This is a genomic window from Rahnella sp. WP5, from assembly GCF_000745615.1.
GTDB lineage: Bacteria > Pseudomonadota > Gammaproteobacteria > Enterobacterales > Enterobacteriaceae > Rahnella > Rahnella aceris.
Genome location: NZ_JQJR01000008.1, coordinates 36,764 through 59,597, shown reverse-complemented (window position 1 = coordinate 59,597; position 22,834 = coordinate 36,764). Strand labels below are relative to the sequence as shown.

At 53.1% G+C, this 22,834-nt stretch carries 17 protein-coding genes and 1 pseudogene; 5 read left to right on the top strand and 13 right to left on the bottom strand.

From position 1 onward, the window contains the following. Positions 1–27: 27 nt before the first annotated feature. Positions 28–1,131: an ABC transporter ATP-binding protein gene (locus EX31_RS06445; RefSeq protein WP_037033937.1), complete on the bottom strand. Its 1,104-nt coding sequence runs from the start codon at positions 1,129–1,131 to the stop codon at positions 28–30. 202 nt (positions 1,132–1,333) lie between these two features. Here EX31_RS06445 and hslJ point away from each other — a divergent pair, with 202 nt between their 5' ends. Beyond that, the gene (gene hslJ / locus EX31_RS06440; protein WP_037033936.1) at positions 1,334–1,756 is read left to right on the top strand and encodes a heat shock protein HslJ; all 423 of its coding nucleotides are present in this window, start codon (positions 1,334–1,336) and stop codon (positions 1,754–1,756) included. A 50-nt stretch (positions 1,757–1,806) separates the two neighbouring features. Here hslJ and EX31_RS06435 read toward each other — a convergent pair whose 3' ends face one another. Continuing rightward, positions 1,807–2,088, bottom strand: a complete 282-nt coding sequence (locus tag EX31_RS06435) for a putative hemolysin (RefSeq protein ID WP_013575393.1) — start codon at positions 2,086–2,088, stop codon at positions 1,807–1,809. A gap of 512 nt (positions 2,089–2,600) precedes the next feature. On the opposite strand from EX31_RS06435, the gene nifJ reads away from it, so the two are divergent. Further along, entirely contained in the window at positions 2,601–6,131 is a 3,531-nt protein-coding gene (gene nifJ, locus EX31_RS06430) for a pyruvate:ferredoxin (flavodoxin) oxidoreductase (protein ID WP_037033935.1), read from the top strand. Between the two features lie 179 nt (positions 6,132–6,310). Here the strand turns inward: nifJ and EX31_RS06425 are convergent, their stop codons facing one another. The 7 genes from EX31_RS06425 to EX31_RS06395 form a co-directional block, all read right to left on the bottom strand. After that, a complete protein-coding gene (locus EX31_RS06425; protein WP_037033934.1) occupies positions 6,311–8,968 on the bottom strand; it encodes a glycoside hydrolase family 78 protein in 2,658 nt (885 codons plus the stop codon). Between the two features lie 47 nt (positions 8,969–9,015). Beyond that, the gene (locus EX31_RS06420; RefSeq protein ID WP_037033933.1) at positions 9,016–10,314 is read right to left on the bottom strand and encodes an MFS transporter; all 1,299 of its coding nucleotides are present in this window, start codon (positions 10,312–10,314) and stop codon (positions 9,016–9,018) included. A gap of 108 nt (positions 10,315–10,422) precedes the next feature. Further along, positions 10,423–11,289 (bottom strand): helix-turn-helix domain-containing protein, encoded by an 867-nt coding sequence (locus EX31_RS06415; RefSeq protein WP_037033932.1) that lies wholly within the window; start codon positions 11,287–11,289, stop codon positions 10,423–10,425. A 252-nt stretch (positions 11,290–11,541) separates the two neighbouring features. Then, positions 11,542–12,252 (bottom strand): FadR/GntR family transcriptional regulator, encoded by a 711-nt coding sequence (locus tag EX31_RS06410; protein WP_013575388.1) that lies wholly within the window; start codon positions 12,250–12,252, stop codon positions 11,542–11,544. Positions 12,253–12,346: 94 nt separating this feature from the next. Continuing rightward, entirely contained in the window at positions 12,347–13,123 is a 777-nt protein-coding gene (locus EX31_RS06405; RefSeq protein WP_037033931.1) for an SDR family NAD(P)-dependent oxidoreductase, read from the bottom strand. Positions 13,124–13,133: 10 nt separating this feature from the next. Further along, complete coding sequence (locus tag EX31_RS06400; protein ID WP_037033930.1) at positions 13,134–15,272, bottom strand: heparinase II/III domain-containing protein; 2,139 nt, start codon at positions 15,270–15,272, stop codon at positions 13,134–13,136. Further along, a complete protein-coding gene (locus EX31_RS06395) occupies positions 15,269–16,612 on the bottom strand; it encodes an alginate lyase family protein (RefSeq protein WP_037033929.1) in 1,344 nt (447 codons plus the stop codon). The genes EX31_RS06400 and EX31_RS06395 overlap by 4 nt, the downstream gene beginning before the upstream one ends. A 257-nt stretch (positions 16,613–16,869) precedes the next feature. Between EX31_RS06395 and EX31_RS06390 the strand changes: the two genes are divergently transcribed. Next, entirely contained in the window at positions 16,870–18,669 is a 1,800-nt protein-coding gene (locus EX31_RS06390; protein WP_037033928.1) for a sodium:solute symporter family transporter, read from the top strand. A 117-nt stretch (positions 18,670–18,786) separates the two neighbouring features. On the opposite strand, the gene EX31_RS06385 is transcribed toward EX31_RS06390, so the two are convergent. Together EX31_RS06385 and EX31_RS06380 are read right to left on the bottom strand one after the other, a co-directional pair. Then, positions 18,787–19,029 carry a YgdI/YgdR family lipoprotein gene (locus EX31_RS06385; protein WP_013575383.1) on the bottom strand — a complete coding sequence of 81 codons (243 nt, stop codon included), beginning with the start codon at positions 19,027–19,029 and terminating at the stop codon, positions 18,787–18,789. A gap of 32 nt (positions 19,030–19,061) precedes the next feature. Beyond that, positions 19,062–19,295, bottom strand: a complete 234-nt coding sequence (locus EX31_RS06380) for a YgdI/YgdR family lipoprotein (protein WP_015689902.1) — start codon at positions 19,293–19,295, stop codon at positions 19,062–19,064. 308 nt (positions 19,296–19,603) lie between these two features. On the opposite strand from EX31_RS06380, the pseudogene EX31_RS26295 reads away from it, so the two are divergent. Next, positions 19,604–19,735: pseudogene (locus EX31_RS26295) on the top strand (site-specific integrase); the annotation flags it as partial. Between the two features lie 103 nt (positions 19,736–19,838). After that, on the top strand, positions 19,839–20,774 hold the full coding sequence (gene ttcA / locus EX31_RS06375; protein ID WP_037033926.1) for a tRNA 2-thiocytidine(32) synthetase TtcA: 936 nt from the start codon (positions 19,839–19,841) through the stop codon (positions 20,772–20,774). A 59-nt stretch (positions 20,775–20,833) separates the two neighbouring features. Here ttcA and EX31_RS06370 read toward each other — a convergent pair whose 3' ends face one another. Further along, the gene (locus tag EX31_RS06370) at positions 20,834–21,511 is read right to left on the bottom strand and encodes a hypothetical protein (RefSeq protein WP_037033925.1); all 678 of its coding nucleotides are present in this window, start codon (positions 21,509–21,511) and stop codon (positions 20,834–20,836) included. Between the two features lie 283 nt (positions 21,512–21,794). Then, positions 21,795–22,778, bottom strand: a complete 984-nt coding sequence (gene zntB / locus EX31_RS06365; RefSeq protein WP_013575379.1) for a zinc transporter ZntB — start codon at positions 22,776–22,778, stop codon at positions 21,795–21,797. Positions 22,779–22,834 lie beyond the last annotated feature (56 nt).

Here is a 22,834-nt window from a genome sequence, read left to right as displayed (position 1 = left end):
AAAGTGAATAACGGCAAAAAATGACAACTACACGGCAACTCTGTGATCTGACGGTAAACAGGATTGCTCAGCGTGGAAGCAGCGTTTTCCGTCTGCTGTAATGAAAAAATATTGTGCGCCCGTGGTCCATTGCAGACCGACCCTCTGACCATCAGCAAAGCGTTTCATGCCCGCGACTTTCACGGTCATTAGCTCGGGATACCCGGCCAGCGCGCAGGCCACCAGGGTGTCCGCCCCCATGTATTCATGGCTGACCACCTGGGCGGTCAGGCTGGCGTGTTCAGGCGAAATCAGCTGAATATCTTCGGCGCGCAGGCCGAGACTCAGGGCGTTTTCGTTGAGGTTTTCCACCACCGGCAGCGGCGTACCGGCGAGATAGTGATGCTGCCCGCGGCGTTCGAGCGGCAGAATATTCATTGGCGGCGCACCGATAAATTGCGCGGCAAAAATGCTGGTCGGGTTGTTATAAAGGTTATCCGGGGTGTCGTGTTGCTCGATGCGGCCATCGTTGAGCAAAATGATTTTGTCCGCCATGCTCATCGCTTCGGTCTGATCGTGCGTGACATACAATAAGGTCAGGCCGAGCTTCTTCTGAATTGCACGGATTTCGCGGCGCATACTCTGGCGCAGTTTGGCGTCGAGATTGGAAAGCGGTTCGTCCATCAGGCACAGCCTGTTGTTGGCAATCACCGCCCGGCCCAGCGCCACGCGCTGTTGCTGACCGCCGGAAAGCTGCGAGGGTAAGCGGTCGAGCAGCGGCTCCAGTTCCATCAGCCTGCTGACGTCCGCCAGTCGCGATGCAAAATGACGCTTGTCTTCGCCACGCGCACGCAGGCCGAAAAGCAGATTTTCGCGCACATTCATGTGCGGGAATAACGCGTAAGACTGAAACACCATCGACAGTTTACGCTGCGAGGGTGCCAGCGACGTGACATCGGATTGCTGAAAATACAACGTACCGCTTTCCGCCGTTTCCAGCCCGGCGATGGTGCGTAATAACGTCGATTTTCCGCAGCCGGAAGGTCCGAGCAAGGCAATGAAATCACCCTCTTCCACATCAAAACTGATGTCATTGAGGGCCACTTTCGTCCCCCAGGATTTCCGGATGTGATGCAGTGATAGGTAGCTCATGCCGCTGTATGTCTCTCTGACCGGTGATGGGCATAACCTATCGGGCTAAAATGACGCTTTTATGATCGGGAGATGACGGGATAAAGACGGACAAGGTTTTAAGCCCCATTCATTCACGCTATAATACGCCAACAAATATTGCATAAGTCAGTTGAATATATCGACATGGCGAGTGCCAAAGGAATATTTCTCAGGAGAGAAGATGAAGAAGTCACTGTTTGCTCTGGCCGCCGCGATGACCCTGGGAGCGTGCAGCATGAATCAGAATACCGCCGTTAAACAGACCGATTTGCAGCATCACCGTTTTGAGTTGCTGAGCGTCGATGGTCAGACGGTGCCTGCCGCGCAAGGGCGCATTCCGGACATTGAGTTCGGCTCAAACATGCACGTTTCGGGAAAAATGTGTAATAACTTCATGGGTCAGGGCCAGTTGCAAAACAACGTGCTGACCGTGAAAGGACTGGCATCCACCATGATGATGTGCCCGGATGAAAACCTGAATAAGTGGGATCACGTGATCAGCGATGTGCTTAATAATGGCGCGGCGCTGACCTTGCAGGAAAACAAACTGACCCTGACACAGGGTAAACACCAGTTGATTTATCGTCTGAAAGACCGGATGTAAATTTATTGCCACGTTAACGGCAAAAACGCCAGACGACTGTCTGGCGCTTATCAGGCTTTACACACACCCTGCATCAAAGCACTTTCCGAGCACTGACGACCATTAGCCATCGAACACATACCGACGCGGCTGCCATCAAGTTGCGGTGCCATCCGTAATTGCCCGCCCGCCATAGAACAGGCTGCATACGCCGGGCTATCCATATTAACGGTACGTTGCCCGATATTAACGCTGTTGCCTTTTTGTGGAACGTCAGCCGAATCGTCGTGGCTGCTGCATGCGGCTAACACCAGCACACCGGCGGCCAGTAACACGCGAAACGCAGTGATCATCTGTCCTGCTCCTGAATATGACGGGGATTTTTTTGCGAATCGCCATCATATCCGACGTTTTTCGCCTGCGTCGAGCCTTTCGGCAAAATAACATCAACTTTTTCCTAAAATAATCTCAAATTTAAACACTCAGACACATTTTATTTCGGCCGGTTATTTCTTTAACGCATAAAACCAACAGTAATTAACCGCTTTTCCCGCTGCATTCGCGGGAAAATATAATGATAAGGCGCTTATATGCTGACTGAATTTGTCGAAAGATATTCATTAATCATCACGCGCGCCCTTCACGCCCCTATTTAGCCGCTGTCCCGAACCGGCTTCTGCACGGCAGCTAATAATAATCCCAGTGCCTTGGGTTATTCAGTAACCGCTTAAAATATCAGCCGAAATAGCCCTGCACACAATCAGGATAAATCGATTAATCCGCCCTCTGCTAAGCTTTTAACATTCCCGCCAGCAACCGACTTTTCCGCTGGCTGCCATTGTGAGCAAAGCAAAAAAGGTATTCCATGATCACCACTGATGGTAATAATGCAGTCGCTTCCGTGGCTTATCGTACCAACGAAGTGATTGCTATCTACCCGATCACCCCCAGTTCAACCATGGCCGAAATTGCCGGTGCCTGGTCAGGCGAAGGGAAGAAAAATTTGTGGGGCGATGTCCCGACGGTAATGGAAATGCAGTCGGAAGCCGGTGCGATTTCCACCGTGCATGGCGCGTTGCAGACCGGCGCACTGTCGACCTCGTTCACCTCGTCTCAGGGTCTGTTGCTGATGATCCCGACGCTGTACAAGCTGGCCGGTGAACTGACGCCGTTCGTGCTGCATGTTGCTGCGCGCACCGTAGCCACCCACGCGCTGTCCATTTTTGGCGATCATTCGGATGTGATGGCCGTACGCCAGACCGGTTGCGCCCTGCTCTCTGCCGCCAGCGTGCAGGAAGCGCAGGATTTCGCGCTGATTTCTCAGGTTGCCAGTCTCAACAGTCGCGTGCCGTTTATTCATTTCTTCGACGGTTTCCGGACCTCGCACGAAATCAACAAAATTGCCCCGCTCAGTGATGACACGCTCCAGCAGATGTTGCCGCAGGCGCAGATTGATGCGCATCGCGCCCGTGCTCTGTCGCCGGACCATCCGGTGATCCGCGGCACCTCCGCCAACCCGGACACTTATTTCCAGTCCCGCGAAGCCACCAATCCGTATTACAACGCCACCTGCCAGCACGTCATTGATGCGATGAATGCTTTTGCCGTCCTGACTGGCCGTGAATATAAGCCGTTCGAATATGTTGGCGATCCGCAAGCCGAACGGGTGATTGTGCTGATGGGTTCCGGCATCGGCACCGCCGAAGAAGTGATTGAAACCCTGAATGCCCGTGGCGAAAAAGTCGGCGTGCTGAAGGTGCGGCTGTACCGTCCGTTCAGCGCCGGACATTTGCTGTCCGTGCTGCCACAAAGTGTGAAAAGCATCGCGGTGATGGATCGCACCAAAGAGCCGGGCGCGCTGGCTGAACCGTTATACCTCGACGTGATGACCGCGCTGGCAGAAGCCTATTCCCGTGGCGAACGCGATTCACTGCCAAAAGTGAGCGGCGGCCGTTACGGATTATCCTCGAAAGAATTCGGGCCAGATTGCGTGCTGTCGGTGTTCCGCGAACTGTCGCTCAGCCAGCCGCGTCCGCGCTTTACCGTCGGCATTTATGACGACGTCACCGGCCTTTCCCTGCCGGTGGTGGAAGAAGCGTTGCCGCAGCACGCGTCGCTCGAGGCCCTGTTCTATGGCCTGGGCAGCGACGGTTCGGTATCGGCCACCAAAAACAATATCAAAATTATCGGCAACAGCACGCCGATGTATGCGCAGGGTTATTTTGTCTACGACTCCAAAAAGGCCGGTGGCCTGACGGTGTCGCATCTGCGCGTCAGTGAAAAACCGATCAAATCTGCTTATCTGGTGAGTCAGGCGCATTTCGTTGCCTGTCATCAGTGGCAGTTTATCGACCTGTATCAGATGGCAGAACGCCTGCGTCCGGGCGGGATTTTCCTGCTCAATGCGCCGTTCAGCGCTGATGAAGTCTGGGCGCGTTTACCGCTGGAAGTGCAGGCGACACTTATCCAGCGCGAAGCCCGTTTCTATGTGATTAACGCTGCCAAAATTGCCCGCGAATGCAAACTCGGCGCGCGCATTAACACCGTCATGCAGATGGCGTTCTTCCACCTGACGCAGATCCTGCCGGGCGAACAGGCGCTGACAGAGTTGCAGGGCGCGATTGCCCGCAGTTACCGCAGCAAAGGCGAAGAGATCGTCACCCGCAACTGGATGGCGCTGGCCGCTACGCTGGAAGAACTGGTCTCCGTGCCGCTGCAGGCGATCCCTGAAAATCCGCGCAAACGCCCGCCGATTGTTTCCGACGCGGCACCGGATTTCGTCAAAACTGTCACCGCTACCATGCTGGCCGGTCTTGGCGATGCCCTGCCAGTTTCCGCGTTCCCGCCGGACGGCACCTGGCCGACCGGCACCACGCAATGGGAAAAACGCAACATTGCCGAAGAAGTGCCGATCTGGAAACCGGATTTGTGTACCCAGTGCAATCATTGCGTCGCCGCCTGTCCGCACTCGGCGATCCGCGCCAAAGTGGTTCAGCCGGAATTTATGGCAGATGCGCCGTCTGCCCTGCAATCGCTGGATGTGAAATCCCGCGACATGCGCGGTCAGAAGTACGTTTTGCAGGTCGCACCGGAAGACTGCACCGGCTGTAATCTGTGCGTTGAAGTGTGTCCGGCGAAAGACCGTCAGGATCCGTCCATCAAGGCCATTAATATGGCGGATCGCATCGAACATCTGGAAGAAGAACGCGCCAATTACGATTTCTTCCTCAAATTGCCGGAGATTGATAAAACCACGCTGGAGCGCATTGATATCCGCACGTCTCAGCTGATCACCCCGCTGTTTGAGTATTCCGGTGCCTGCTCCGGGTGTGGCGAAACGCCTTACATCAAATTGCTGACCCAGCTTTATGGCGACCGTTTGCTGATCGCCAATGCCACCGGCTGTTCGTCTATTTATGGCGGTAATCTGCCTTCAACGCCGTACACCACTAACGCCGAAGGTCGCGGTCCGGCATGGGCAAATTCACTGTTTGAAGATAACGCCGAGTTCGGGCTGGGCTTTCGTCTGACGGTGGATCAGCACCGCCGCCGCGTGCTGCGTCTGGTTGCATCGCTGGCGGAACATATTCCGGCGGACGTCCTCGGTGGCCTGCGCGATGAAACGTCCACGCCGGAAGTGAAACGCGGGCATGTCACGGCGCTGCGTAACATTCTGGCAGACATTGATACGCCGGAGGCGCGTCAGCTGGCCACCGACGCCGATTATCTGGTGGATAAATCCATCTGGCTGATTGGCGGTGACGGCTGGGCGTATGACATTGGTTTCGGCGGCCTGGATCACGTCTTAAGCCTGACCGAAAACGTCAACGTGCTGGTGCTCGATACCCAGTGTTATTCCAACACCGGCGGACAGCAGTCGAAAGCGACTCCGCTCGGTGCAGTCACGAAATTCGCAGAACAGGGAAAACGCAAATCACGCAAAGACCTGGGCGTCAGCATGATGATGTACGGTCATGTGTATGTGGCGCAGATTTCACTCGGCGCGCAGCTTAACCAGACCGTCAAAGCCATTCAGGAAGCCGAAGCTTATCCGGGGCCGTCACTGATTATCGCGTACAGCCCGTGCGAGGAACACGGCTATGATCTGGCGCTCAGTCACGACCAGATGAAACAACTGACTACCACCGGTTTCTGGCCACTGTACCGCTTCGATCCGCGTCGTGTCGAAGAAGGCAAACCGGCACTGGCCCTGGATTCAAGACCGCCTTCCAGCGGGCTGACCGATACGCTCAATAATGAACAACGGTTCAGAAGGCTGAACTCCCAACAGCCGGAAGTAGCAGAGATGTTGTATGCGGCGGCAGAGAAAGAATTGCAGGCCAAATATGACTTTTTGGCCATGCTGGCGGGGAAGAAGACCGAATCAGAGTCTTGAGTTTTTAAACTGTGCGTTGAGAAAAAATGCGGTCGGCTCCCTCCCCTGCGAAGGGGAGGGTTGGGGTGGGGTATCACAGACAAATCAAAAAGTTAACCTGTGCTTTGACGGCCGTTTTGTCTGCTAAACCCCCTCCCGACCTCCCCCTTCGCAGGGGGAGGAGCAAACAAGCGACCTCACTAAACTAACCGGTATTCCACCCGATATTCCCCCGATCCCACCTCTGCGGTATACCCGTCAGCACAGCGCACAAAATCAATCCCATCCGTTTCCTGCAAGCTTTGACCGTCCGTCAGGACAAGTGTGGCGGTGGTATTGGCCGGAATACTGAGCTTAAGAATCACCTGCTGATCACTCACTTCCCAGCGTACGCCAATCGCACCATAGATTGACTGATAGCGGGTATCCAGCCAGCTCAGGCCGCCGCCGGTCTGCGGTTTGATGATGACGTGTTTGAATCCGGGCTGTTCCTCATCAGCTTCAATCCCTGCCGCCACGCGGTAGAGCCATTCCCCCACCGCGCCATAAGCGTAGTGATTGAAGGAATTCATGTCCGCGCTCCACATGCTGCCGTCCGGTTTGATGCCGTCCCAGTGTTCCCAGACAGTGGTGGCACCGGCTTTCACCTGATACAGCCACGAAGGGAAATCCTCTTTCAGCAGTAAATTCCAGGCTTCTTTAGTGCGACCATTCTGGCTGAGTGCGTGACAGAAATACGGCGTGCCGACGAAGCCGGTCACCAGATGCCCGTCGTGCTCGTTGAGCAATTCAACCAGCGTATCGGTGGTGCGCTGGGGGAATTCGTCGGGGACCAGATTGAAGTACAGTGCCAGAATATGCGCGGTTTGCGTTCTGGCCGCCAGACGACCCGATGGCGTAAAGAACTCCTCCTGAAAACGACGGACAATCGCCTGATGCAAGGCAGTGTAATGTTGATAGTCTTCAGTACGATTCAGCGCTTTGGCGGCTTTGGCGAACAATTGTGTGGAATAAGCGTAATACGCCGTGCAGGTCAGGTCGTTTGGGGTAGCACCGAAATAACTGCCCTCTTTGGCATCCAGCGCCACCCAGTCACCAAACTGTAATTTGTAATGCCAGATGTGATTTTCCGCATGCGCGGTCATGAAATCAATCCAGCCTTTCATGCTGGCATACTGGTTTTCCAGCACGTTGGTATCGCCATACATCAGGTACATTGTCCACGGGTTGATCACCGCGGCATCCGCCCAGGCCGAGGCAGAATGGGTTCCGCCTTCAGACAACAGGCGGTCCTGGCCACAGTAACCGGTCAGGATATCCGGGATAACGTGCGGCACACCGCCTTCAGCCGTCTGGTCATAACGAAGATCGGTCAGCCATTTGGCGAAGAAATTGCGGGTTTGCATCAGATAACTCGCCGTACGGCAAAAAATCTGCGCATCCCCCGTCCAGCCAAGCCGCTCGTCACGTTGCGGGCAGTCCGTCGGCACGTCGACAAAGTTACCTTTCAGCCCCCACAGAATATTGTGATGTAACTGATTCAGATCCGGGTTTGAACAGGCGAAAGACCCGGTCTGCTCCATATCGGAATGCAAAACAATGGCGGTGAAGTTATTCAGATCCAACTGTGCAGGATATTCCTCAACTTTCACAAAGCGGAAACCTTGCCAGGTGAAGTGCGGATGCCAGGTTTCTTCGCCCTTACCTTTGAGCACATATTCAGTGCGCTGTCGGGCAGAACGCAGATTATCGAGATACACATTGCCCTCTGCGTCCAGCACTTCAAAGTGGCGTAACACGACTTTATCGCCCGCTTTGCCGCTGACCGTAAACTCTACCCAGCCACTGAGATTCTGGCCAAAATCAATGACTGTGTCGCCCTGCGGCGTGGTGAGCAGCGCAACAGGCTTAATTTCTCCCATTTTCCTGACCCTGTTGCTTCCCTGCGCCACCAGTGTGGATTTTTCATGCATCGCCAGACTGACCGGACGCCATCCCTTCTCTGCGAAACCTTTCACGCACCAGCCGGGGATTTCCCTGCGCGCATCGTAAGTTTCGCCGTCATAGATTTCTGAAAACAGAATGGCGGAATCCTGCCCTTTCCAGCTTTCATCGCTGACCACAATTTCATGCGAGCCATCGTTATAATTAATGACCAGTTGGGAAATAAGCGCGCTCCGTTCACCATAATAATTGCGATGACGGCTGAAGCCCATATCACCTTTGTACCAGCCCGCACCGACAATAGCGCCAATAACGTTTTCGCCTTTTTCCAGATGTCCCGTCACATCATAAGTCTGATAAAGTAAATGATGGTGATAACTCGTCCAGCCGGGCGTCAGGGCATCTTCTCCGACTTTATGACCGTTGAGATGTAATTCATAAAGTCCGAGTGCACTGACATGAATAAAGGCAGACTGAATATCTTCCGCACGGTTCAGAACAAAAGGTTTTCGCAATAATGTTGCACCGGAATTGTCTTTATCTGCCGACGTTTCGGCGGTAATAAAATCAGCCAGCCATTCATGGCTATACAGCACGCCGGAAATCATCTCCGCAGGTGAACTCCAGGCACTGGTTTCGTCATAATTATCACGTACCTGTACGCGGATAAAATAATGCTGCGAGGATGTGAGCATTAATTCCGTCAGGGAAACATTATTTGAACGTTCGCTTTCCTGCCATTCACCGCGAAGCAGGATATTATCAAAATTCTGATCCTGGCTGATCTGGATCCGGTAAGCAGTTTGCCGGACATTTCTGTTATGGCTTTCAATTTCCCAGCCTAATACAGGCAGTTCCTGCACACCGTGCAATGCAGATTCCTGATTTACTGTAAGTCTGATCACTGCGAGCATAATGCCTTACTCCTCGTGTAATGTTGCCTGAGCGGTAAAATAAACAACTAGATTTGCTTTATAGCGGATGCCGGATATTGTGTTGCCGGTTCTTTAATAACCGTACCGGCTTCGCTGTTAAATTCATTCCTTTGCTTGCCGTGGAAACAGATCCAGCCGATCAATAAACCGGAAGCCACCGTAGAGGATAAGATGAAATACAATACCAGCGGACCGGCATCAAGCAGCAGTGGCGTAATGAATGCCAGCACACCGCATAACAACCGGGAAATAGCGACGATAATACCTTGTGCTGTAGACCGGAGCATGGTCGGGAAGGATTCCTGCGACCAGACTTTCATTATCCCTTCGAAGGCCAGACCGCTGCCTATCGCGGTAAAGAATAAACAACAGAACCAGGATACGGGTGAAAAGTTAAATACTACCGGCAGGAAGAATCCTCCCGCAAAACAAAATGCCCCCATAATAAACGCGGGGATACGTTTCGGTGTATCGACAAAGCGCATAAACATGATCCCGGCAAATACCCCGACCGGCATGGTCAGCAGGTTCCACAGCGAGTGTTGCCCGACGGAAATACCCACTACGTTAACTGCAATATAAGTCCCAAACTGACCGCCGGTATTCGCTGCAAGATTGGTAAAAGTATAGAACAGGCACAGCGCAATAAACGGCCACAGATATTTCCCGTGGATAAGATCTTTAAACGACGCTTTCTGCGCACGCACCGTGACAATGCCTGCACGCCTTTCGTTTCGGGCAATCAGCCATAAAGGCGACTCCGGGATCGTACAGCGCAACGCCAGCAGAACGACGGCCACCACGCAGACATGCAGATACATAATCTGCGCACCGGGCCTTCCCCAGTCGCCCACCATGGCAGAAATTGCCATCGTGGTGCCAATCCCCAAAAACCACAGCAGATTCGACAACCCGATAATTTTCCCGCGATTTTTATCCGTCGCCGCTTCAGCAATGGTCGCCAGTGATACCGGTAAATCTGCACCGGTAGCTAACCCGACCAACAATGTGCCAGTCAGCAGCACCGGAAAGGTATTGCCGAATGCCAGCAGCAGCGTACCGATAATGATCATTGCCATGGTGACAATAAACACTTTGCGTCGGCCATAACAATCCCCCAGTCTGCCGCCCAGAAATGCACCCAGTGCAATGCTCAGGGTTAATATGCCGGAAAGTATGCCTATCTGAGCTGATGTTGTCCCTATCGTTTTCTGATAAATAACCAGGGCCGTTCCGTTTGAAACAATCGCGGCTGAATCAATATATGACGCCATGCCGGAAACCACCCCGACGTACCAGGGATTAGGTTGTTTAGTGGTTGACATAATAATGTCCTTCAGAGGTAATGGTGAATAAAAAAGTCCGTGAGTTATCCTGAATTATTAGTGCTGTTATGGTTTTATATTATTAATTCTTATTATTGAATTTTGTTTTTAATAGCGCGTTTTAATCACACTGTTACTGACTCTCATTCGCTCCTGTGAGGGTGTTCTGTGAAACTCTTTTTTATAGGCTTCCGTCAGACGTGATGGGGTGGAAAAACCGCACACGGTGGCTATTTTCCCGACAGTTAAATCGGAGGTACGCAATAATTCCTGTGTTTTTAACAGACGGTAACGCTGCTGAAATTTTTCAGGTGTAAATCCTGTCATCTCTTTTATAAATCTGAACATCGTTCTTTTTGCCACACCACTTTCTTCACACAAATAATCCCAGTTGATGCTGCATGTGTAATTCTCGCGTAAATAATTCAGCAGATGTCGCTTGCCGGAATCTGTCGGGCTGGCCCGGCATTCCTTGCGGGTTGCACACTGGTACAGGATGACCATCATCGAAAATAAATAAGACTCTGCTGTGGCAAAGTAGGCGTTGTCGTAACGGGCATCACATTGCCGGGTGATTTTATCGGTCAGCTCAATAACTTTCGTCAGTTCCCCGTCCGTTAATCCTGCACGCCGTTTTTTTATCGAGGCAGTATAATCTTTGATCCCCGCCGTCAGTTGCCCAATGTTATTGAGAAAATAAAACGGGCGCTCTTTATGGAGCAAAATATTAGTAATTGACAGCTTATTGGTAGATTCATAACAATGGACATCATGAGCGCTGACGATGAAAAAATCGCCTTTATGAATAAATTCTGCCTGGTCGTTGATTATATGAAACCCGCTGCCGTTGCGGACAATAACCAGCTCATCAAACTCATGCCCGTGTACATCTTCCATCGACTGGCGATTCATATCGAATAAACTGAAAGCATGATGTTCCGAGAGAAAGAAATCACTGACCTTGAGTATTTTCATATATTCACCGGGTTAATAACTAAAATAAATATCGTTAATCACTCTGCGCCATAAAATATTATGTCCTGATAAAATGATTAGACCGTAATAATTATGACAAGTCTATATAACCCACTGGCACTGGGGCGTAACCGCCCGTGACGTTTGTTTCATTTTTGTATCAGTGAGCTCATTTGAGGATCATCAGACATAAAAAATGCGCAGAGAGATCTGCGCATCGGGAGGAACGGCATGAAACGGTTTTGCTGAACGTTATGTCTGATGCAACCGGTGCTTATGCCCTTTCATCAGACTCAGCGAGGCAGAAAATGCCGCACCTTCGTCACCGGCCATAATCGCTTCGTAAATACGTTTATGTTCACTGAGGCACATGCCCCCTTCTTTTGAGGAATACTCAAAGAACCATTTGAAAATGGTGGTCAGCACGTTGCCGAACGGCACGTAAAAACAGTTTCCGGAGGAAATGAAAATCATCCGGTGGAACTGCGTATCGATATCGACCCAATGTTGTGCATCGAAGTTTTCGGCTACGTGACACATCTGGCGATAAATTCTTGAGAGTTCAATGCGTTGCTCTTTACTGGCGTTCACCGCCGCCAGCGCGGTGGCGTGCGGTTCAATCGCTTTGCGAAATTCCAGAAACTGGTGGTAAATATCTTCCGTCGCTTCCATGCCCTGCATCCATTCCAGCAACTGCGGATCCAGCATGTTCCATTGCGGACGCTCTTTCACGCGGGTGCCGATTTTTGGCCGCGACTCCAGTAATCCCTTGGAGGTCAGCAGTTTCAGCGCTTCACGCAACGCAGTACGGCTGACGCCAAACTGTTCGCCCAGCTCGATTTCACTCGGCAGTATCGCGCCTGACGCCAGTTCGCCCGAAAGAATTTTGCGGGCGATGTCGCGGGCGATATGGGTATTCAGGCCACGGGTCATGCCTGCGGCGGTTTCAAACTGCATCGTCATGCTCTTCCCTTTTTCCTGTGCAGATTGCCGACATCATAGTTCAGGTGGCGGCGCGCTGCATGCCCCCGCCACACTGAAACACCCGAACTGTGCGCTACGGCGCCATCTGGCCGCCATTCACATCCAGAATCTGGCCGGTAATGTAACCACTGCAGGCGTGCGAGGCGAAAAACAGGTACGACGGCGCCAGTTCTTCAGCGGTGCCGAAACGGCCCATGGCGATGGAACCGGCGATTTTTTCGCGCACTTCTGCGCTTTTATCCGCGTGAAAAACGGTGTCGATGGTGCCCGGCGCGATCACGTTAAAGCGGATATTGTCCCGGGTGAATTCTTTCACCCAGTTGCGGTGCACATTGTGCAGCCAGGCTTTTGAGGCGGCGTAGAGACTGGCTCCCGGCCCGCCGCCTTCGCGTCCGGCAATCGAACCGGTACTGATCACCGATGCGGTTTTTCCGCTTTGTTTCGCCGCGTGACGCAGATGCGGAATAGCAAATTTCGTTACCATCAGCGCCGAGCGGGCATTGAGATCCATCACATGGTCATAAAAATCATCGTCAATGCTTTCCAGCCCCTGACGTCCGCCCAGGCCGCCTGCGTTATTAATCAGTACATCAATGCCACCAAAGCGTTCTACAAAACTCGCCACCAGCGCTTCGCACTCGGCCGACTTCGTCACATCCGCACCAAAATACGCCACTTCGCCGCCGTTCTTAGCGATATCAGCCGCCAGTTTGTCCAGGCTGGCATCATGACGATGGCCGTTAATCCCGACTTTTGCGCCCGCTGCGGCAAATGCCTCCGCCGCCGCCAGCCCGATACCTTTGGTTGAACCGGTGATCAAAACACGCTGACCTTTCAAATCGTTAAACATAGTGACTCCTTTATGATTCAGGGATGTTCAGAGGTGAAACGGATTGCCACGCCACGCTGAACGCATCTTCCGCAGCCGGTGCGGCGCGGTTGCTGATGCGGACGTTCAGTGTCCGGTTGGCGACAAAGTAAATATTCAGTTCGGTTTGCACGTCGTCATGACTGACCACACTGACGCGTTCTGCCTTGCCACGCGCGTCGAGGGACATTTCGCTGGCTTCATCAAAATAGCCGTGGGTTTCAAACACGCTGGCGAAAATGGCGTTTGTCCCCTGGATTCGCAGCAGTAAAGCGGGTTCATTACGCAGGTTAAAATTCGGATCGCTGGCCCCGGTGCGGGCGACAATCAATTCGCCACCGTCGGGAAATGCGCTGACCAGGGTGCGGTAACTGTCGCCGTCAAGCCAGCTGAATAAGGCCGAATCTCCCGCCGCAATATCAGCCCTCGCGCAATCCCATAAATGCTGATAGCCGTGACCTTCGCCGAGTGGCGTCAGTTGGCTGGCAGCATCAAGGACGGCATCAGTGCGGACAAACTGACCGAGATGATGCAGGCAATAATCGTACTGGTGCGGCTCATGGCTGGTAAGCCGGAACACATCAACGATCAGCGGCGAAGACAGTTCCGGCAGGCTCAGCATCAGCACCGTCCGTTGCTGGTTCACCCCCGGATAATAGTCATTAAGCCGCGCACTCATCCCCTGATATGCCGGATTGTCCGTGACGAAGAAATGCGGTTCGCCCCAGCGTTTTTCGGCCTCAAGACTGTTGCCACCATTCTGGCTTTGCCCGTCAACCACCACGGTGTTGTGCGCGACGGTCTGCTTGCAGTAACTATTGTTTTCAGGAATGTAGCGGCCACCGAATTTAGGCTCGACGTTGACCCAGCGGCCAAAGCCGTAATCGCGCAGGAACTCGCGTCCGCCGCTGAACAGGCTAAGATGCAGGCCGTCAAAGTGGCCGTGATTGAGCGCCGAATGCAGGCGGGGAATGCTGCCGTGCTGGCCGTACCACATCAGCGCCATGTCCTGATTTTCTGCGTCACTGCGTAAAATCCCGATGCCGCCCTGCGTGCCTTGCGGGCCATCGCGCAGTTCTGCGCTGCCCCAGTCCACGGGCGTTGCCGGGGCTTTTTTCAGGGCAGCAGAGAGTTTCAGCGCGGCCGCACTCACCCACACCGTTTGCTGTTGTTGTGCGACAGCGATCCACTGCGGATTGTGGCCATAGCGGGAATAGCAGACGCTGGCGGCGATCACCGCGCCGTCATCACGGATATTGATGGTTTTAGAGGAATCATTCAGCGCAGGCCAGACGCCGTCGGGGAATGCGGTCTGCATCAGGGCTTCACAGGTTTTACGGATAATCTGCTCACGGAACTGATAAATCTGTAAATCCGGCTGACGCCGTTCAATGGCCTCCGCCAGCAGTAACAACGGGCGCAACGCAAAGCGGTGGTAATACGGCCCTTCGATATAATAACCGTCCGGCGAAAAAAGCTGGCTGAGCTGGGCAAAGAATCCGCCACTTTCACTGTCGCCTTTCAGGCCATATAAGGCTTTTTCTACCAGCGATGCATCGCCCAGCACATAACCGCTGATCGCCGCTGCGGCCACCGACCAGATACCGTGGTTATGCACGATATCGAAATCACGGGTATGCCGGTTCAGCGCATCATCTGCCATCACCTGAAACAGGTTAGTTTCGATATGTTCCCGCTTAGCCGCGCTAAGCGATGACATCACACAGTGGTAGCCTTCGACGGCGTACAGCCAGAACATATTTTCATTCAGGGTCTGATGGAACAAACGACCGGGCGCATTGCTGTCTTTGCTGGTCGCGCTGCCCAGCGAGGGATAAATGTCGGCGTAACCGGTCAGCAGCGCCAGCGCGTAATCGCCATAACGTGGCTCACCGGTGATCAGCGCTAAACGCCCCGCCAGATTGATTCCCAGATAGTTTTGCTTGTGCTGGGCATGCTCAGGGCCACCTGCCTCGCCGTGGCCGGGAATCGTCGGCGGCTGCACGAGCATGTTTTCCAGCGTGGCGATTTGCGCACGCAGCGCCGCACCCAAAGGAGAATCTGCATTAATCTGTCCGCGCAGTTCATCCGCTTCGCCCGCGCTTATCTGCAACGGCTGCCAGTGATTCATTTATGCATCTCCTGAGGCTGTGGCGCGACATATCCTGCCGCAAACGATGGCAATGACAGCAGCCAGGTTTCGCGTTCAGCCTCCATCACCGCGCCACGGGTCACGTCTTCGTAGTATCCGCCGGAAGCCGGTTTCACCGCTGGCGGCAAGGTGAATTTCGCGCTGCGGATGTATTGTTCGTAACGGTTTTCACCCGTCGCGTTATCCGCCCAGGACAGCAACGGCACCGGACGCACACGGATCTGATCGAGTGACTTGTATGGCCAGGGCACTGACGGATCGGTAAAGCGCGCCATGAAATCCAGCGAGGTCAGCACGCTGCCGCCTTGTGACGTTTTGTAATGCCAGAGGTCAATGCCGTTTTTCTGCGCCAGCACCGCCATCATGCTGATCGCCTGCAAATTGAAATAGCTGTAATGAAACGAACGCGTGCGCGCCAGCTCGGCGGGCTGCGTGCCATCGGGTTTGAGTTGCACATCCAGCTTGCTTTTCATCAGTTTTGCCATGCCGCCAGTCAGCGCTTTATCGCCCAGATACCAGGCAATACCGGAGACTTGTGTCACATACCAGTTACCGTGATTGTTCTCTGTACGCCCTTCTTTTTTCGCGATTTTACTGCCCTGCAACCACTGCAGATAATCCTGCATCCACGCCCGCATTTGCTGTTCGTCGTTATCTGTCCAGGCCGGATTTCCGCGCAACAGCACTAACGAATCGACAATTCGGGTGGAGAAATAGCGGCCATCCAGCACACCGGCGTTACGTCCCGGCGAAATGCCCGGCACACCCTGCGCATAATTCAGATTCGGGTTCATGCGCGTTTCCGGGTTGATAAACCAGGTGCGTAGCAGGCTGGCGGCTTTATCGGCGTATTTCTGTTCGCCGGAGAAATACCACGCCAGCGTCAGGTTCTGCACCCGTGCGGTAAAATCGGCCAGCCGCACACCATCACTCTGGTCGTTTTTACTGGCGGGATTTACATGACCGTCCTTGCGCACCCACGGCAGCCCGTCGGGTGTGCTGTCGTCCGGCCACCAGTACGCACTCAGGCTGAGATAATCATGCTTCGAGCCTCCCGGCGGCGTCATGCCTTTGTCGGTCACGCTCAGCTCAGGCTTGTTCAGCGCGGAATCCGCCGCGGCCAGCAAGTGCTGATACGCCTCCGCCGTTTGCGGTGCCGCATGGTGATCATGCAGTTGCTGGCGGACAACAGCCATTTGCGCCGTATTCAAAAATGCCGGTTCCGCAGCCAGTGCACCGGCAGAACCCGTCATCAGCGTCAGCAACAGCACCAGGCTGGCCGTCACTCCTTTTCCATTACTGCACAGCATTAACGTCATGTATTCTCCCGGCTCCGCGCCATTTCCCCGTTGAGATTTCACGCTTTAGTCATACTAATAAAGCAACGAACCTTCATTTTCGCCAGCCAGAATTGACTTAAAGGCAGATATTAAGCCAAACAAGTGACCAGAATCACAATTTGATAACAAACTAAGCATTTCTTATTTGTCCGACTTTTAATTTCAATTCCCTCTTCTACGCTTGCTCAATACATAACCAAAAAACATCTCACCCTACAAACAAGAGAGTAACGGCAATGGATATCAACGTTCTGGTCATGATCGGTTACTTCGTCTTAATGATTGCTATCAGTTATGCCTTCAAAAAAATGGCGTCCGGCTCCTCGAGCCACTATTTCCGCGGCGGCGGGCGAATGCTCTGGTGGATGGTCGGCGCAACCGCCTTTATGATCCAGTTCAGCGCCTGGACATTTACCGGTGCGGCCGGTCAGGCTTACCGCTACGGTTTCAATGTCGTCAGCGTGTTTGCCGGTAACGTGTTCGGCTATCTGATCGCCTGGTGGTGGTTTGCCGCCCGCTTCCGCCAGTTGCGTGTTGATACCGCAACCGAGGCAATCAACCATCGCTTCGGCAAAGGTAACGAACAGTTTTTCACCTGGATGATCATTCCGCTGAGCATTCTCAGTGCCGGCGTATGGCTGAACAGCCTGGCGGTGTTTGCCAGCGCGGTATTCCGGCACGACATCACTCTGACGCTGTGGGTGACGGGCATCGTGGTGCTGGTGATTTCGCTGCTGAGTGGGGCGTGGGGCGTGGTCGCCAGTGATTTTGTGCAGACGCTGGTGGTGGCGATTATTTCCATTGCCTGCGCAGTGGTGGCGTTATTTAAAGTCGGCGGCCCGGTGAAACTGGTGACGGAGTTTCCTTCCGGCTTCATTACCGGCCCTGACGTTGGCCCGCATTATATTTCCCTGCTGGTGGCCTGTTTCCTGTTCTTCTTTATCAAGAATGTGCAGAGCATCAACAATCTGCAGGATTCCTACCGCTTCCTGAATGCCAAAGACAGTTTCAATGCCAAAAAGGCGGCATTGTTCGCGTTAGTGCTGATGCTGGTCGGTACGATTATCTGGTTCATTCCGCCGTGGGCGGTGGCGATCCTTTATCCTGACGCGGCAACCGCGCATCCGGAACTGGGCAAAAACGCGACCGATGCGGTGTATCTGATTTTTGCAGAACGCGCCATGCCGGTGGGTACCGTCGGCCTGCTGATGGCCGGACTGTTCGCCGCCACCATGTCTTCTATGGATTGCGCACTGAACCGTAATTCCGGGATTTTTGTACGCAGCTTCTGGACGCCGGTCATTAACCGCAACAGTGAACGCAGCGACAAATATCAGTTGCGCGTCGGCCAGATTGCCTGCGTGGTGAATGGCGTACTGGTCATTCTGGTGGCGCAATACATGCACACCATGCAGACAGTCAGCCTGTTCGACCTGATGATGAAAGTCGGCACGCTGATGCAGGCACCGATTGTGGTGCCGCTGTTCCTCGGTGTGTTTATCCGTAAAACGCCGGACTGGGCGGCATGGGTCACCGTATTATTCGGATTATGCGTGTCTTATGTGGTGGCGAACCTGTTCACCGCGCCGGATGTCGCCCGTCTGCTGGGGATCACCCTGACGGCACGTGAGCTGCTGGATGTAGCGATCATGTGGAATATCTTTGCGCACATGGTGTTTACCGGCGGGTTCTTCTGTCTGACCACCCTGTTCTATCGCGAGTCCGATACGGTGCGGGAAACTCAGCGTCAGCAGTTCTTTTCTGACATGGAGACACCCGTCTATGCCGACCATGAACAAGATGAGTTTGACCGCCTGCAGCGCGATAAAATCGGCCGTATTTCGATGTACATGGGCGCGGGGTTGCTGCTGATGGTGCTGGTGCCGAATCCGTTGTGGGGACGGCTCCTGTTTCTGCTGTGCGCCCTGTCAGTTCTGCTGTTCGGCTGGATATTGCACCGCAGCGCAGAAAAAGGCATGAAAGCCGCACTGGCCAAAAAAGCATTAAAACGCAATGTGGTGACGTCGCAAAGATAGGGGCAATGAGAGAACCAATGCAGAGATTTTGGGCAACGGTTTGCTGTATTCCGCTCATAAAAAACCCGCTTTAGCAGCGGGTTTTAATATCAGACAAAAAAAGATTACGCACCGGATTTACTTCGGAAGTTCTGTTACCTGTTTCACTTCAGTTTTGCTGATTTGCTGTTTCACACCATTGGCGTCGGTATATTCCAGCAGACCGGAATCTGCTTCTTTCGGTTTACCGTCGCTGATGATGGTTCGCGCATCATTGGTCTGAATCGCATAACTCGTGCGGGTACAGCCAGACAGCGCTGCGACACACAGGATAGCGGCTAAAGGTAAAAGCATTTTTTGAGGCAATAAATTCCTGTTCATCATTCTCTCCTTTGTCAGAATTTCCGGATAAATCAGTTATCCAGTTCACTCATGTTTTTAACCTGGTCGCGATTGATCTGCTCGGTTTTACCCGTCTCGGCATTTTTATAAGACACCAGACCGGTATCGTCATCTACCTGAGGTTTACCGTCTGTGACGATGGTTTTCCCGTCCGTAGTTTTAATCGCCTGATTAGACGCGCAACCTGCGACAAAAAGAATGGATACAGCGGCAAGTGACGCGGCAATAAGGTTTTTCCTGTTCATACTTCTCTCCTGAAAGTGATTCTGATTTAACAATGCGTTTAGTAAGCATAGTTAGCATTTCAGCTTGTTCATTGAGAAACATCTGTATTTGCCCCCGTACGTTCATCACAGGTGTGTCATTCAAGGCACAAAATCCCTTAAACAGCCCCGCTTCCCCCTCTGCGGACAGGTAAAATAACCTAAACTATTGCCTGAAAAATTTGCCGATTCTTGGCCGGAGATGACCGAAAGTACTCATGAACATCTGAAAGTTTATTTGTCGTTATGACACCGGAAATAAGGGTCGCCTCTTCTTCCAGACCTGCAACTCCCTTTCCCCAATCGGAGCATGCCGGAATGCTGCTATAAAACGCGCTGACATTTCACGGCGTAATCCGTATCATACGCGCCACACGAACGCATGCCGGATGCTGACTGCGGGAACAAACCCGCCTTTTATCATCGGCAGTTGGAGCATGAAAGCGACCCGACCGGTATGCTGAACAAGAAACTCGCGTTGCAGGTTTTCCCTGCTGCGCCACCAGACGAATCGAACATCAAAAAATGTCAGATAATCAATTAGTTAATAAAAAAGATCAGTACAACCTCAACAAGTTACAAAAGCGCCTGCGCCGTGACGTTGGGAAAGCAATTGCTGACTTCGGTATGATCGAAGAAGGTGATCGCATTATGGTTTGTCTTTCCGGCGGAAAAGACAGCTACACCATGCTCGAAATTTTGCGCAATCTGCAACAAAGCGCGCCGGTGAATTTTTCACTGGTGGCGGTCAATCTTGACCAGAAACAACCGGGGTTTCCGGCACACATCCTGCCTGAGTATTTAGACGCGCTGGGTGTGGAATATAAGATTGTCACCGAAGACACCTATTCCATCGTCAAAGATAAAATCCCGGAAGGCAAAACGACCTGTTCCCTGTGTTCACGTCTGCGCCGCGGGATTTTGTACCGCACCGCGACGGAACTGGGTTGTACCAAGATTGCCCTCGGCCATCACCGCGATGACATTCTGCAAACCTTGTTCCTCAACATGTTCTACGGCGGCAAGCTGAAAGGAATGCCACCAAAACTGATGAGCGACGACGGTAAACACATCGTGATCCGTCCGCTGGCGTACTGCCGCGAGAAAGATATCGAACGTTTTGCGATTGCGCGCGAATACCCGATTATCCCTTGTAACCTGTGCGGCTCGCAGCCAAACCTGCAACGTCAGGTTATCGGCGACATGCTGAAAGACTGGGATAAAAAATATCCTGGCCGCATTGAGACCATGTTCAGCGCAATGCAAAATGTGGTGCCTTCGCATCTCAATGACATGAATCTGTTCGATTTTAAAGGGATCCGTCATGGCGATGCCGTAGTCGACGGTGGAGATCTGGCGTTTGACCGTGAAGATATTCCGCTGCAGCCTGTTGGCTGGCAGCCGGATGAAGATGAAGCGGCGGTGCCGGTTGAGCGTCTGAACGTGCTGGAAATTAAATAATCTCCCGCACAGCGTTCACTGTGAATCTTATAGCCCGCGCAATGCGGGCTTTTTGTTTATCAGGCTAGTGTGAACGTCTCCGTCCAGTTGTAATTAGTCATGACAAGGTTCACCGGCAAACTCAGCGAGCCAAAGTCTTTCTGCCGGTTTTCATGGAACCAGACACGCAGCGATTCAGGCAGATATTGCGCGCTGTAACGCAGCAAGGTGCTGTGCCAGAAGACTTGCGGGATTTCCGTGTTGGGGAATCGCTCTCTGATCCTGGCTGCCCACGGCGTATTCAGCAGATACTCAACCAGCGCCTGTCTCACCCGCAAACTTTCCGCGTCCGGAAATCCCGCCAGCAGAAGCTGATCCGGTAAAGCCACCAGCCGCAAATCGCTGATCTGCATAACATGGCCACGGCAATACTGTTCAAAAATGCTGATCAGATCCGCGAGGCCTTCCGCGTCTTCAGGGCGGTCATACAGCGCCTGCGTGATAGCGAAAAAGGTGAAATGCATGCCGTTAACCCGCGCCACATCGGCCAGCGGATCCCCTTGCGCAGCGGTGGCTAAGTCTTCCAGTAACCCCGCCATCCGGGGGCCTGCGCGATGACCGCTGGTGATGGCAAGCCGCGTCGGGTGATAAAAAGGCTCAGTGCGGATTTCGCCCGTGTCGCGGTGGTTTTTCCAGATGCCGGATGTTTTAGTGGTCGTATTTTCATACGCCTGATGAATCATTTCCCGGGTATGCACAGCAATCTCCTGTTATGTCGAAAATAAGGCAGGCAAGCAAAAATGCCGGTACAGGCCTTCCGCAGGGGAGAAACCTTAAAAAAGATTGAGCGAAATCAACATTAGAATGGCTGAATCGGTGCAGTATCTATTCCGCAGGTGAATGCAACGTCAAGCGATGGGCGTTGTGCTCCATATTGTCTTATTTCCAAATTTTTAGAATTAATGCATAGCACAATTTAATTCGAACGACGCCGGTCTTATGACCGGCTTTTTTTTGGCTTTTTTTCAGCCAGTTAATGCTCTACAGCCACCGGCTTTTTTTCATCCACAGTGCGACACCACCGCCCAGCGCCAGCAGACAGGCACAGAAAATCCCGAAACCAAACGGCGAGGTATTGCCGGGAATACCGCCCAGATTGACACCAAACAGACCCGTCAGGAACGTCGCAGGCAGGAAGACCATCGCCAGCAGCGACATGGTGTAAGTGCGGCGGTTCAGTGAATCGGCCAACAGTGAGCTGATTTCATCCGAGAGTACGGCAGTACGCGCAATGCTGGCATCCAGATCATCCAGTCCGCGCCCCAGCCGATCGGAAATTTCCTGCATCAGACGGCGGTCATCGTCATTCATCCACGGCAGGCGTTCACTGGCAAGGCGGGAGAACACATCGCGCTGCGGCGCCATATAGCGACGTAAAACGATAAGCTGTTTGCGCAGCAACGCCATCGCACCCCGCTCCGGCACCTGCTGCTCCATCAAATCATCTTCAATATCGATAATTTTATCGTGCAGATCTTCAATGAAATTACTGGTGTGATCGGTCAGCGCATCGCAAATTTCCACCAGCCAGCGCCCGGTATTCCGCGGCCCGCTGCCTTGCTTCATATCCCCGATCATCTCTTCCATGGAAAACACTTTCCGGTGCCGCGTGGAGACAATCATTTTATCGGTGAGGTAGACGCGGATGGTGACCAGCTGATCGGGCCGCGCATCCGCATTAAGATTGATACTGCGCAAGGTGATCAGCGTGCCCTCGCCTACGCGCATAACTTTCGGGCGGACGCTGTCACCGGCCAGTGCCTCGCGCACGGTATCCGGTAACACCGGCGTACTGTTGATCCACTGTTCGCTGGCAGGAAGCGTGTAATCAAGATGCAACCAGCAGGGTTTATCTTCACTGGCGACACATAGCGGACTGATATCGTTCACGCCGCCCTGTCCGTCCATCTGGAAAGCATAAACGGCATCCGAAACCTGTAGTTCTTTTCCCTTAATGACTTCCACGACATTCCTCGCTTTTTCTTCGTTATCTGTTTTAAGTTTAGCGCTAAGTCCCTCAG